The sequence below is a fragment of the Streptomyces sp. NBC_00203 genome (assembly GCF_045206325.1).
GTDB lineage: Bacteria > Actinomycetota > Actinomycetes > Streptomycetales > Streptomycetaceae > Streptomyces > Streptomyces lutosisoli.
This window is the reverse complement of record NZ_CP108126.1, coordinates 1,224,022-1,236,758: the sequence shown is the minus strand read 5'-3', so window position 1 is coordinate 1,236,758 and position 12,737 is coordinate 1,224,022. Positions and strand designations below refer to the sequence as shown.

Annotated in this window: 10 protein-coding genes; all 10 read left to right on the top strand. The window is 69.7% G+C overall.

Annotation, left to right across the window (positions count from 1 at the left end; genetic code table 11):
- The first annotated feature begins 84 nt into the window (after positions 1–84).
- The 10 genes from OG975_RS05825 (at position 85) to OG975_RS05780 (ending at position 12,607) form a co-directional block, all read left to right on the top strand.
- Positions 85–921, top strand: coding sequence for a hypothetical protein (locus OG975_RS05825; RefSeq protein WP_406327920.1), 837 nt, complete (start codon positions 85–87; stop codon positions 919–921).
- Between the two features lie 285 nt (positions 922–1,206).
- A complete protein-coding gene (locus tag OG975_RS05820) occupies positions 1,207–1,830 on the top strand; it encodes a DUF6230 family protein (RefSeq protein ID WP_406327919.1) in 624 nt (207 codons plus the stop codon).
- Positions 1,831–1,906: 76 nt separating this feature from the next.
- On the top strand, positions 1,907–2,389 hold the full coding sequence (locus tag OG975_RS05815; protein WP_406327917.1) for a DUF6114 domain-containing protein: 483 nt from the start codon (positions 1,907–1,909) through the stop codon (positions 2,387–2,389).
- Entirely contained in the window at positions 2,367–3,095 is a 729-nt protein-coding gene (locus tag OG975_RS05810; protein WP_406327915.1) for a hypothetical protein, read from the top strand. Before OG975_RS05815 ends, OG975_RS05810 begins: the two co-directional genes overlap by 23 nt.
- A 107-nt stretch (positions 3,096–3,202) precedes the next feature.
- Complete coding sequence (locus OG975_RS05805) at positions 3,203–4,108, top strand: expansin EXLX1 family cellulose-binding protein (protein ID WP_406327914.1); 906 nt, start codon at positions 3,203–3,205, stop codon at positions 4,106–4,108.
- 88 nt (positions 4,109–4,196) lie between these two features.
- Complete coding sequence (locus OG975_RS05800) at positions 4,197–4,982, top strand: cyclase family protein (protein ID WP_406327912.1); 786 nt, start codon at positions 4,197–4,199, stop codon at positions 4,980–4,982.
- Complete coding sequence (locus OG975_RS05795) at positions 4,979–6,619, top strand: thiamine pyrophosphate-binding protein (protein WP_406327911.1); 1,641 nt, start codon at positions 4,979–4,981, stop codon at positions 6,617–6,619. The genes OG975_RS05800 and OG975_RS05795 overlap by 4 nt, the downstream gene beginning before the upstream one ends.
- Before the next feature lie 215 nt (positions 6,620–6,834).
- On the top strand, positions 6,835–7,794 hold the full coding sequence (locus OG975_RS05790) for a LysR family transcriptional regulator (protein ID WP_406327909.1): 960 nt from the start codon (positions 6,835–6,837) through the stop codon (positions 7,792–7,794).
- Positions 7,795–7,930: 136 nt separating this feature from the next.
- Entirely contained in the window at positions 7,931–9,916 is a 1,986-nt protein-coding gene (locus tag OG975_RS05785) for a collagenase (RefSeq protein WP_406327907.1), read from the top strand.
- A 180-nt stretch (positions 9,917–10,096) separates the two neighbouring features.
- On the top strand, positions 10,097–12,607 hold the full coding sequence (locus OG975_RS05780) for a DUF4132 domain-containing protein (RefSeq protein ID WP_406327906.1): 2,511 nt from the start codon (positions 10,097–10,099) through the stop codon (positions 12,605–12,607).
- Positions 12,608–12,737: the final 130 nt, after the last annotated feature.

The following is a 12,737-nucleotide window of genomic DNA, read 5'->3' as shown; positions in this document are numbered from 1 at the left end:
GGCCGCACCGTTGGGGCTTCCTGCCATCCTCCCTGACATAGTCGACAAAAGGGAATTTTTCGCACGGGAGATCTGGAGCGGCAGATGAGCCAGCACGAGGAGCACTCCGAAGGGGCGGGGCCGTTCACAACCCGGCTGACCTGGCGGCTCGTGTCTGGGGGCACCGCGGTCTGGGAGTCGCGCCTGGCACGTAAGCGTGGTCTGGTCGCCGTACGCGCCGCGGGTGAGCCGGAGTTCCGCTTCCGGCGAGCAGACAGCGTGTCGGTTGCCCGACTGCGCAGGCTGAACGACGTTGCCGCGGGTGCGTTCACCGTTGGCGGGACCCTCTTCGCCCTCGGGGCCGGAGTCGCTCAGTTCGGCTCGGGCGACGCGACGGGCGCCTGGATCTATTTCGCGGGCGGCCTCTTCTTCAACACCGGTGGCTACGCCTCGCTGCTTCAGGCGATCAATACTCCTCGCCGGGACAGTGAAGCTGGTGCGCTGGCGGCACGGCGCTGGAGATGGTGGAGCTACGAGCCCACCCGGATCGACTGGCTGAGTACCTTCTTGCTGTTCGTGGGAACGCTGGTGTTCGGCATCAATCTGCTGAACTCCCTGCTTCAGGGGCTCTCGCTCCATCAGGTGAACAGACTCATCTGGGCCCCCGACATGGTCGGGTGCATCCTTTTTCTGATCTCGGGGCACCTTGCGCTGGTCGAGGTCTGCCATGGCCGGCCAGGCGTCCGTGCCCGTGAGCTCGGCTGGTGGATCGTCGCGATCAATCAGTTCGGGTCCGTGCTCTTCCTGGTTTCGGCGCTGGCTGCCTTCACACGTCCCGCCACCGGAAGCGTTGTGAATGCCGACATCGCCAACTGGGGCACCCTTACGGGGGCGTTGTGCTTCTCGGTCGGAGGCGTGCTCCAATTCTTCGAGCGCCCCTAGGCGAGCTGCGGGAAGCGCCATTGTCGCGGGCGGCGCCATAACCTTCGGGACACCGTCATGGCGGGTGAAGACGCCGGAAGAGCGATCGTCCGCAGATCGCGGACATCGACCACGTCACCGCACCGCGAGTCATCCGGATGCCGCAACGGAAACCGCATCACCCATCCGGCCGACCCGACGTGCCGTCGTCTGCCGTGCCGGGAAGCCTAGGATCCGCCACTAAGAGGGACGTCGCCTACCCCTGTCCGGCAACGGCGAGCCCACGTCATGACCCGAGGAGACGGGATGCTGCGCCGCGCCGGCAGGACCTCCTGGAAGCGTTTTTCCGCCGCTCTCGTCCCGAGTGTCATGGCCGCCGCGGCTCTCGGTATCGGCATGGCGCAAGGAGCACTGGCCGCGTCGTTCTTCATCTCCGGCCAGAAGTTCGAGGTGGCCCTGGACACCATGGACGCCCGTGGTCTGAGCATCTACGGCATGGTGGACGTGACCAGGAAGGGCGTCCTCGTGCCGGTCGTGGTCACCGGGGCCAGCCGTGCGGAGATCAGCGGACTGTGCCAGTCCATGGTGGTTCCGATCCCGGTCCTGGGCCCATACACGCTGAGGCTCACCGGCGGTGAACGGAGCCGGGTCGAGGCGAGGAACTTGTTCCTCGACGCGACATCCTTGTCGAGCGGACAGGCGAATTTCGACGACCTCGACATCGGTGTTGCGGCGGGAGCGGTCAGCAAGGGCCCGATCAGTCGGGAGGACCGGAACTCCCGGTTCTTCGATCCCAACGGCTTTGCTCAGCAGGCGAATTCGGCCTCCTTGAGCGACGTGCGCGCGACCACGGTCGCAGTCTCGGCCGCCACGTTCAACGTTCCCGACCTCGGTGTGCGGCTCAAGCAAGGCCGCCACGAGTGCTTCTGACCCATCGGCACAGGCACGCACCTTCCGCGCCGGCTCGCCGCACACTCCCGCCTGCCGTACATCATGGAAGGCCCACGTGTTCATCGAACTATTCGGCAGACGCCGGAACTTGCGTGGCGTTGCCGCCGACGCCCGACGAGGATTCAGGAACTGGCGGGACGAACGTCCCTTCTGGGCAGGACTGTTCACCTTCGCGGCGGGCTTGCCCATCCTCTACTTTCCGTACGCGCACCTGAACTTCGGCGCCATCCCACTGGCACTGTCGACCTCGGCCGGCGCGGGGTCGCTGATCATCGGGGTTCTGCTCGTGGCCCTGGCCATCTCCCTCTGGTTCCACCAGCAGGCGCGCGTGTTCGCAGGGATCACAGTCATTCTGCTTGCCCTCATCTCGTTTCCCGTCGCCAATTTCGGGGGCCTCCTCATCGGGTTGATTTCCGGCCTGATCGGCGGATCCCTGGCGTGTGCCTGGATTCCTCCGACGGGCGGCGCCGAGTCGCAGCCCGCAGCGAACCGTGCATCAACGACCATCCCCGCGGGTGAGGACCACGGTGGCGAGTGACGACCTGACCGACTGTGCGGCAGGCGGGCCGGAGTCCGAGCCCTGCCATCTGAGCAGTGCGGTGAAGAGCCGCTCGGCCGGTCGGCTGCTGCGGCCTCTCGCCTGCGCGCTGGCGGTGGCCGCCCTGTCGTTGGTCCTACAGGTCGCCACGCCGGCGACCTCGAAGGCGTTGCTCGCCCCTGGCGGCATCCGCTCCTCCAAGACACCAGCAGGTGCCCGCACGCCGGTCGACCAGCCGTCGGCCCGCCCGGTGAACGTCCCCTGGGTGCTGCGCGCCGACAGACTCGTGCTCCACGACAGTGCCTTTCGGGGCGTGGTCACCGTCCGGACCGCGGCCGGGTCCAAGCGGGTGTTGAAGTTCACCGCACGGTCGCTGGACTTCGGCGACCTCGACCTGACGGCGGGCCGCGGCCGCGCGGCGATGCGTCTGCGGACCAAGCCCACGACCACATCTACGGTCAAGGGCAAGGACGTGGTGACTCTGTACACCCAGAAGCTGTCCGGCACGCTCGTCGGACTGGGCGGCGCTCCGCTCCCTGCGGACCGCAGCGTCACCGTCACGCCCGACGAACTGCCCCCGTGGCTCTCCCACCCCGCTGTTCCCACCCGCACGGTCACCTTCGAGGACGTGACCGTTTCACAGGTCGCCCAGCTCAGCGGCGACATGTCCATCACCGGGCCGGCCCTCAGCGCCGCGGCCGGGTGACCAGCGCACATGTGGCTTGAGATCGGGCTTGCCGTCGTACCCCAGGTCTGGAACGATCGCTGCCCCCGTCACTCACAACAATGGGTGATGGCCGTCAAGGAGGTCCGGTGCACAGGCGGTGGCTGTTCATATCGGCGGCCGCGGCGCTCGTAGTCGTCTCCTTGGTCCTGGTGCTCCTCCCCGACCATGAGGCCGACGCCAGGCGCGCCGCGGCCACCCCCATCGCCGGTACATCGGCGAACGTCCCGCCCGCTTCGGGGTCTCCGACCGCCTCCGGTCGCGCGACCACCGCGTCGGCGAAGCCGTCGGCCAAGAGCACCCCACGGACGACGGCGGCCGCCACGTCGGCGAAGCCGTCAGCGACAAACACCCCGCAAGCGCCGTCCGCCGGCGCACCGTTGGCGGGACGCATACGGCCCGCCGTCACCTACAAAGGAGTTGCCACCTTCTACGACGCCGACGGCGGAGGCGCCTGCCTGTACGACCCGAGTGGTGATGTCATGACCGGGGCGATGAACTCCACCGATTACGAGTCGGCCAAGGCCTGCGGCGCGTATGTGTCCGTCCGCGCGGCCAACGGGGCCTCCGTCACCGTCCGCATCACCAACGAATGCCCAGGGGAGTGCGCACCCGGGCAGATCGACCTCAGCGCGGAGGCGTTCGCCAAGCTCGCGGCCCCCTCGCGCGGCCGGATCGCGATCACGTGGAAGCTGGTGAGCCCCAGCACTCCCGGCACGATGTCGATCCGGTACAAGACCGGGTCCAGCCGCTATTGGTGCGGCATCCAGGTCATAGGTCACCGGAATCCGGTGGCCCGCTTGGAGATCCGTGCCGGCAGCGGCTGGCGTCAGCTGTCGCGCGCCGACTACAACTACTTCATCTCCGGCGACGGCACCGGGTGCGGCGGCGCGATCAGGATCACCGACATCTTCGGAGAACGACTCACCGTCGACGGGATCGCTGTCCGGCCGAACGTCGTGCAGCCGACCCGGGTCCAGTTCGCCAAGCACTGATCCTGAATTCCGGTCGAACGGCCCCATCTGAACGACCGTCATATCAGGCTGGCATGCTGTCAGTTCCGCCTTGTCTCAGGGGGTTCTCATGCCCGAGCCGTCCGTCCTCGCCTCGCTGGTGTCCGGGTTGCGGGGTGGGTCGATCGAAGTCGTCGACCTCACATCGCCGTTGTCGTCGTCGACACCGGTGATCCAACTGCCGCCGGAGTTCGGCCAGACGGCGGTGTTCGAACTGGAGGAGATCAGCAGGTATGACGTACGAGGGCCGGCCTGGTACTGGAACAACTTCCGCAGTGGCGAGCACACAGGGACCCACTTCGACGCCCCGAACCACTGGGTGACCGGTAAGGACCTCTCCGACGTGGCGTCGGTGCCGGCGCGTCGGCTGATCGCACCGGCCGCCGTGCTGGACTTCACCGCCGAAGCGCGGGAGAACCCGGACTTCCTCGTGGAGGTGGAGCACGTGCGGGCCTGGGAAGCCGAGAACGGGCCGCTGCCCGACGGCGGATGGCTGTTGCTGCGCACCGGCTGGGACGCCCGCGCGCACTCCCAGGAGGCGTTCCTCAACGCCGACGAGAACGGCCCGCACACCCCCGGCCTGTCGCCGGAATGCGCCCGCTGGGTGGCTCACGAGTCGCCGGTGATCGGCCTCGGAGTCGAGACGGTGGGCACCGACGCGGGACGTGCGCACGCGTTCGACCCGGCGTTCCCGTGTCACTCCTCTCTCATGGGCAGTGACAAGTACGGGCTGACCCAGTTGCGGAACCTGGAACTGCTGCCGCCGACCGGCTGCGTCGTCATCGCGGGACCATTGCCCATAGTCACGGGGTCGGGGGCTCCCGCGCGGGTGCTCGCGCTGGTGGAGCGCTCGTGAAAGTCGCGGAGGCCGTCGGGCGGGCGCTGTCCGCGGCCGGGGTCGGCCATGTCTTCGGTGTGGTCGGATCGGGCAACTTCCATCTCACCAATGCCATGGTCGCGGAGGGCTCGCGGTTCGTCGCCGCACGCCATGAAGGCGGCGCGGCGACGATGGCCGACGCCTACAGCCGGATGAGCGGCACAGTGGCCGCGCTGAGCGTTCACCAGGGACCCGGACTGACGAACGCCATGACCGGCATCGCCGAGGCGGCCAAAAGCCGTACACCGCTGCTCGTGCTGGCAGCCGAGGCGACCGAGCCGAGATCCAACTTCTACGTGGACCAGGAGGCGTTGGCGCGATCGGTGGGCGCGGTCACGGCGCGCGTGACGTCGGCGGAGGGTGCCGTCGCGCAGGCCCGCGACGCGTTACGACGTGCTGTGCACGAGCGACGTACCGTGCTGCTCAACCTCCCGCTGGACGTACAGGCCCGCGACGCACCCGAAGGCGCACCCACCCTGGCCGAGGCGCCGCCGGAACGGACCGCGGCCGAACCGGAGTCGGCCGATGTGGGGGCGCTTGCGCAGGTGCTGGAGAAGTCCCGGCGGCCGGTCTTCGTGGCCGGGCGGGGAGCGCGCTCACCGGGCTCCCGGGACGCCTTGGCGGCGCTGGCCGAACGCCATGGCGCGCTGCTGGCGACGTCGGCCGTCGCCCGCGGCCTCTTCCACGGCAATCCGTGGGCGCTCGACGTGTCCGGAGGCTTCGCGTCCCCCCTGGCGGCCGAGCTGATCCAGGGGGCCGACCTGATCGTGGGCTGGGGCTGCGCACTGAACATGTGGACCACGCGCCACGGCCGGCTGATCGGTGCGGACACCTCCGTGGTCCAGGTCGACGACGACGCGTCCGCGCTGGGTGCGCACCGGGAAGTGGACCTCGGGGTCACCGGCGACGTGGAGTTGACGGCGCGGCATGCGCTCGCGAGGGCCGGCGGATGTCGGAACGGCTACCGGACCGCCGATGTCGAGGCGGCTCTCACCGCACGCGTGCGGTGGCGGGATGTGCCCTACGAAGACACGAGCGGCCGCGAGCGGATCGACCCACGCACACTGAGCATCGCGCTGGACGACATTCTCCCCGCGGAGCGGGTGATCGGCGTGGACTCCGGCAACTTCATGGGCTACCCGAGCATGTACCTGTCGGTGCCGGACGAGAACGGCCTGTGCTTCACCCAGGCGTTCCAGTCGATCGGCCTGGGGCTGGCGACCGCGATCGGTGCGGCACTGGCGCGGCCGGACCGGCTTCCGGTGGCCGCGCTCGGGGACGGCGGCGCGATGATGGGCGCCGCCGAACTCGACACGGTACGCCGGCTCGGGCTGCCGATGGTGGTCGTCGTGTACAACGACGACGCCTACGGAGCGGAGGTGCACCACTTCGGGCCCGACGGACATCCGCTGGAGACAGTCGAGTTCCCGCATACGGATGTCGCCGCCGTGGCGCGCGGGTACGGCTTCGAAGCGGTGACCGTGCGCACGCGGGCGGAGCTGAAGGCCGTCGAGGACTGGGTCGCCGGGCCACGCTCCGCGCCTCTGCTCATCGACGCGAAGGTGGTCGGGGACCGAGGGGCCTGGTGGCTGGAGGAGGCGTTCCGCGGACATTGAGCCCGGGCTCACCGCTCTCTCGGTCTTGGTGTCGCGGTGTCCGCGCCGCGCCGGACGGTGGCGGACATGTGCCTTGTGCCTGCGGCGACGCGATGGAACGCTTCCTGTCCGCCGGCCGCGACCACGGACCGGCATGGGCCCGGCGGGCAGGCGCCACGGTGGCGATGACGTCGTGGGGGCCGGCCGGCCGGGTGGACGGATGGGGGAGTGGACGGATGGAGCTGGAGCTTCGGCATCTGCGCGTCCTGTGCGCGATCGCCGACGCGGGGAGCGTGGGCCGGGCCGCGTCGGACCTGGGTTACTCGCAGCCGGCCATGAGCACCCAACTCCGGCGGATCGAGCGCTACTTCGGTGAGGCGCTGTTCGAGCGCGGGCCGGCGGGGGTGAGGCTGACACCGTACGGCGTCGAGGTCGTCGCTCAGGCGCGCGACGTCCTGGCCCGTGCCGCCGCGATCGGATGCCGTCCGGCGGGCGAAGCCGCGAGAACCCGTCGGACCTTGCGCGTGGCGGCGACCAACTCCCCGGTGCTGTCGGGCATGGTCTCCCGGGTCCGTGCCCGGCTGCCGGATGTGCCGCTCGCGGTGAGCAGTGTGTACGCCTCCTCGCGGATCGTCGAACTCCTTGAGGAGGGCGCGGTGGACGCGGCGGTCGCCGCGGACTACCCCGGAATGGAGCTGAGGCATTCGGACGCGGTGACGCACCGCGGGATCGTCACCGAGCCCACGTTCGTGGCCCTGCCGTCCCGGCATCGCCTCAGACACCGCGCTCAGGTCTCGCTCGCCGACCTGGCCGAGGACGCGTGGTTCCTGACACCGGACGACGGAGCCGGCTGGCCGCGAGTCTTCTACGCCGCCTGTGAAACGGCCGGATTCTCGCCGGTCGCCGTGCACGAATTCCTCGGCGACCAGCTGCAGTTGCAGAGCATGATCGGTGCCGGCCTCGGTGTGTCCGTTGTACAGGCGACGCTGCGACCGATCCCGGACGTGGTGATCAAACCGCTGATCGGTACGCCGCTGTGGTGCCGTTACGTGCTGGCCTGGCGGCGCGACGCGGTTGCCGGAGAAGTGGCGGAGACGCTGTTCGACTCCGCCGCCTCCGCGTATCGCGAACTCGTCGGCCAGTCACCGCACTTGAGGACATGGGCCGCGCGCACCTGGAGCGTGACCGGGGCGTAGGGCGACTCCGGATGTTATGGCTCACCGATGCAATGTGCTATGTCACACGCCATTGTTGGGGCGGGTCGGTGTTGAGAAGGTGCCACACACGCCTCAACACCCGTAACGAGGCGCATCCATCCGTGGAGGAATCCAGATGCGCTACCGCTTCGCGCTGCCCAGACGCACGGCCGGCGCCCTCGCCGTCTGCGTCACCGTCGCCGGCCTGCTGTCGACGCCGGCGCTCGCGGCCCCCCCCGCTCGGGACGGCACCACCGCGGTGACCGCGTCCCGGAAGGAGACGCCACCCCCGCCGCCGACCGGCTCGACCGCAGGTGCCGCCGACCGTCCCGCCGTACAGGGCCGACCGCTCACCGCGGCCCAGCTGCCTCCCCTGACGCCGACGCCCTCCCGGGCCCGTCCGAGCGCTGGAACCGGTACGAAGACCACACCGAAGACCGCCTCCTGCACTCCGGCCGACTTCGCCGGCCGGACCGGTCCCGCACTCGTCGCGTTCGTCAAAGCCTCGACCACGGGCTGCGTCAACACCCTGTTCGCCGTCACCGGTACCGACGCCCGCGACATCTTCCGCGAGGCCCAGATGGTCACCCTGGCGAAGGCCTTCACGCGAGAGGCACAACGCTATCGAGGCGACAACTCGTCCCAGGTGTGGCAGCTCGTCCTGTTCCTGCGCGCCGGCTACTACGTGCAGTTCAACAACCCGGCCGACGTCGGCCCCTACGGCGAGACCCTCGCCGGAGCCACCACCCGCGGCCTGGACGCCTTCTTCGCGGGCCGGCACTCCAGGGACGTCACCGCGGCGAACGGTGACGTGCTCGGTGAAGTCGTCATCCTCACCGACAGCGCCGACCAGCAGGCCCGCTATCTGAAGGTCTACCGGCGGTTGCTCAACGGATACGACAGCTCCTACGACACCATCGGCAGCATGCTCGCGGCCGTCAACGACGTCTACACCCCGCTGTGGCGCGGCAACTGGAACACGGACTACGTCAACGCGGTCGCCGCCGACCCGGGCATCGTCCGGACCCTCCACACGTTCGCGCTGGGGCACCTGGACCTGCTCGGGACCGACCGCGCCTACCTGGACTCCAACGCCGGGATGAACCTCGCCCGCTATGTCGAACACACGGCGCTGCAGGCGATGGTCCGGCCCCTGACCATGGACCTGTTGAACGCGTCGGAGCTCACCGGCCCCACGGCCGGCCTGTGGATCGCGGTGGCGACGCAGGCGGACTACTACGACCACCTCAACTGCTCGTACTACGACGTCTGTGACCTGACGGGCCGGCTGACCAGGGCGGCCCTGCCGATCACCCACACCTGCGACGCGACCCACACCGTCCGGACCCAGGCGCTCACCTCCGCCGAACTCGACGCGGTGTGCGCCAACCTGCTGGGCCAGGACCCGTACTTCGACAACCTGGTCAAGGACGACGGCCCCATACCCGGCCAGTACGTGTCCACCCTCCAACTCGCGGTCTTCGCCAGCCGCGCGGACTACCAGACGTACGCCGGGGCGATCTTCGGCGTCAGTACGGACAACGGCGGCATCACCCTGACAGGAGACCCGTCCGACCCCGCCAACCAACCGCTGGCGATCATGTACCAGAAGAACGTCGATGACGGCTTCACGGCCCGGATCTGGAACCTCAACCACGAGTACACGCACTTCCTCGACGCCCGCTACGACATGAAGGGCGACTTCGCCCAGCAGACATCAGTGCCGGACGTCTGGTGGATCGAGGGCCTGGCGGAATACGTCTCCTACGGCTACCGCGGCATCACCGACGAGCAGGCGGTCGCGGAGGCGGGCAAGCACACCTACCGCCTGAGCACGCTGTTCCAGAACACCTACGCCAACAGCGACGTGACCCGCACCTACCCCTGGGGCTACCTCGCGGTCCGCTACATGTTCGAGCAACACCCGACGGACATCCACCGCATGCTCGCCCGTTTCCGCGCCGGCGACTACGCGGGCGGATACGCCGTCTACAGCTCCGACATCGCCACCCGCTACGACGCCGATTTCGACCAGTGGCTCACGGCGTGCGCCGCCGGCGCCTGCTCCACACCCGGCCGAGCCGGACTCCGCGCGGCGTCGGCGCACGCCGGGACCCCGTAGTCGGTGCACCGCCGCCCGGGGGAGCGGCCCGCGGTGGACTCGGCCGACTCGACCCGGCCGGGTCCGCCGCGGCTTCGGGAACCTCCGCGCCGCCGGTAGTTGGACTCCGGATCACGTCAACCGACCTGAGGATCCTTCGGGTTGATCGCGTTGTCAGTCCCCTCTGCCAAGATCCCGCCCATGCTCTACGACACCCTGGTGGCCGAATCCCGTAGGAACGACTCGCTCGACGACGTGAGGTCCGCCGCGCTCGGCCGCGTCCGCTGGCTCGTCGACCTTCTGGAACGTCAGCGGGCGGAGTCCCGGTGGGACGCCGTCCCGTGGGCTGGGGAGGGCGGGTACGAGCGGCTCCGGGCGGCGCGCGCGGCGACCCGGGCCGAGATCGACGCACGGCTCGCGGCCTGCGGGGACGAGGAGTGCCGGGCCGCGGTCCTGTGCTTCCTGCTGGCCGGCCGCTTCGACGGCGGCGGCTTCTCGCAGTTCGACACCCAGATAGGGACCCTGATCTCGCGGGGGAGCGGCTGGACTCCGGACGAGGTCGCGGTGATGCTGCTGCGCACCACCGAGTACGACAGGGGCTACTGGTTCGCTGAATCGCTGGAGATGGCGCTGAACCCGGCCGAGCGCCTCGACGCCGACGGCCGCCGCGCGGTCGCGCCCTGGCTGCGGCACGCCCACGCGGAGCTCATGAACACCGATGTCCCGGCGCGCCTGCGCGGGCCGCTCGCCCAGCGCCTCCGCACGCTGCTCGAAAGCGTGGACGAGGCGCACATCCCCGAGGGGCTGATCCCCTCGTTCGCCCCCTGGGCCGCCCCACTGCGAGACCGGGCCGACACCTCGCCGACGCCGGAGCTGGCCGGTTTCGTCCGGCACCTGGCGAGCCTGTCGGGCCCGCGTCCCGCGCAGCGGTGGCGGCGGACGTGCCGCGCGCTCGCGGACGCGGCGGCGGTGGGCGACCTCGCGGTCGAGATCCTGCGGCGACTGGCCGACGGGGATGCGCTGTGCAGCAGCGGACAAGGTCCGCACACCGGCTGGATAACCGGCGATTTCCACTACCACTACATCGTTCAGCAGAGCGACGGCGACCTGGCGCGCGGCGTCGTCTGGGCGGCCGCGCTCACCGGCGGCCCGGCCGCGGTGCCGTACCTCTGCACGCTCGCCCTGCGGGCCGGCGGTCCCGTATCCGACGTGATCGAGGACCTCAAGCTCGCGGGCGCGGCGATCAACGCGCTCGCCGAGATCGACGATCCGGCCGCCCTGGAGTCGCTGTGGCGGTTGCAGTCCCGGATCAAGCACCGGGCTCTGCGCAAGCAGCTCGACACCGCTCTGCTGACGGCCGCCGACCGGCAGGGCATCACGGCGGGGCAACTCGTCGAACGCAGCGTGCCGGACCACGGCCTGGCGCCGGACGGTTCGCTGGAGCACGACCTGGGCGGATACCGGGTACGGGTGGCGATCGAGGACGCGGTGACGGTGCGGCTCACCTTCGCTGGCCCCGACGGGCGCCTGTTCCGTACGGCCCCGGCCGCGGTGAAGGACGGGTTCCCGGACGAACTCAAGCAGTTGAAAGCCCTGGCCAAGGAGGTACGGGGCACGCTCTCGGGCGAGCGGGCCCGAGTCGAGGCGCTGATGTCGGCCGGGCGCGAGTGGCCGTACGACGAGTGGTGCCGCTACTACCGCGACCATCCGGTCACCGGGGTCCTCGTCCGCGGCCTGATCTGGGAGTTCCAGCACTCGGACGGCGTGTGGCACGCGGCGGCGCCCATGACCGAACCGCCCGGCGAGCCGGCGCGCGCACGGTTGTGGCATCCGATCAGGGCGTCGACGGACGAGATCAGGGCGTGGCGGGAGCGGATCGTCGACCAGCGGCTGCGGCAGCCGTTCAAACAGGCGTTCCGGGAGATCTATCTGCTCACTCCGGCGGAGGAGGAGACCGGCGTCTACTCCAACCGGTTCGCCGCCCACATCGTCCACTACCGGCGGCTCTACGCGCTGTTCAAGGAACGCGGATGGCAGGCCAACTTCCTCGGCCGGTACGACGGCGGCTACGAGGGGAAGGCGCGGGCCGAGTTCGGCGACGGCGAGTGGCGGGCGTGCTTCTTCCACGAACCTGCCGCGGAGGACTACGGGGACTACGCGCCCGATCACGCCGCGACGGACCAGGTCCGGTTCGAGCGGCGTGAGGGCCGACGCCGGCGGGAGGTTCCGCTGGCCGAGGTTCCGCCGCTGGTGTTCAGCGAGGCGATGCGGGACGTCGATCTGTTCGTGGGCGTGACCTCGATCGCGGCAGATCCCGAGTGGGCCGACCGGGGCGAGGACCGCTATGCCGCGTACTGGCGGACAGCCACGTTCGGTGAGCTGACGGCGAACGCGGAGGTCCGGCGCGAGGCGCTGGAACGGATCCTGCCGCGCTTGAAGATCGCCGACCGGTGCGCGCTCGACGGCCGCTTCCTGGTGGTCCGCGGCGGGCTCCGTACGTACAGGATCCATCTGGGCTCGGCCAACATCCTGATGGAGCCGGACGATTCCTACCTGTGCATTGTCCCGTCGCGCCCCAAGAGCGACGGCAAGGTGTTCCTGCCCTTCGAGGACGACCGGCTCTCGCTGATTCTCAGCAAGGCGTTCCTGCTGGCCGCCGACACCAAGATCACCGACGAGACCATCCTCACGCAGATCAGGCGAGGTGGCTGACGGCCGGCGTGGCGTTGACATTATGCAGGTAACTACCTGCATAATCGAGAGGTGAGCCTCGAAGCGAGAGCGATGGACTCGGGCGAGCACAACGGCCAGACGCTGCGCGAGCTGTGTGAACGCTTGGGCT

Excerpts from the sequence above, each read along its gene's own strand:
- OG975_RS05825 (WP_406327920.1), top strand. The coding sequence starts at position 85 with ATGAGCCAGCACGAGGAGCACTCCGAAGGGGCGGGGCCGTTCACAACC.
- OG975_RS05785 (WP_406327907.1), top strand. The coding sequence starts at position 7,931 with ATGCGCTACCGCTTCGCGCTGCCCAGACGCACGGCCGGCGCCCTCGCC.
- OG975_RS05790 (WP_406327909.1), top strand. The coding sequence starts at position 6,835 with ATGGAGCTGGAGCTTCGGCATCTGCGCGTCCTGTGCGCGATCGCCGAC.
- OG975_RS05780 (WP_406327906.1), top strand. The coding sequence starts at position 10,097 with ATGCTCTACGACACCCTGGTGGCCGAATCCCGTAGGAACGACTCGCTC.
- OG975_RS05820 (WP_406327919.1), top strand. The coding sequence starts at position 1,207 with ATGCTGCGCCGCGCCGGCAGGACCTCCTGGAAGCGTTTTTCCGCCGCT.
- OG975_RS05800 (WP_406327912.1), top strand. The coding sequence starts at position 4,197 with ATGCCCGAGCCGTCCGTCCTCGCCTCGCTGGTGTCCGGGTTGCGGGGT.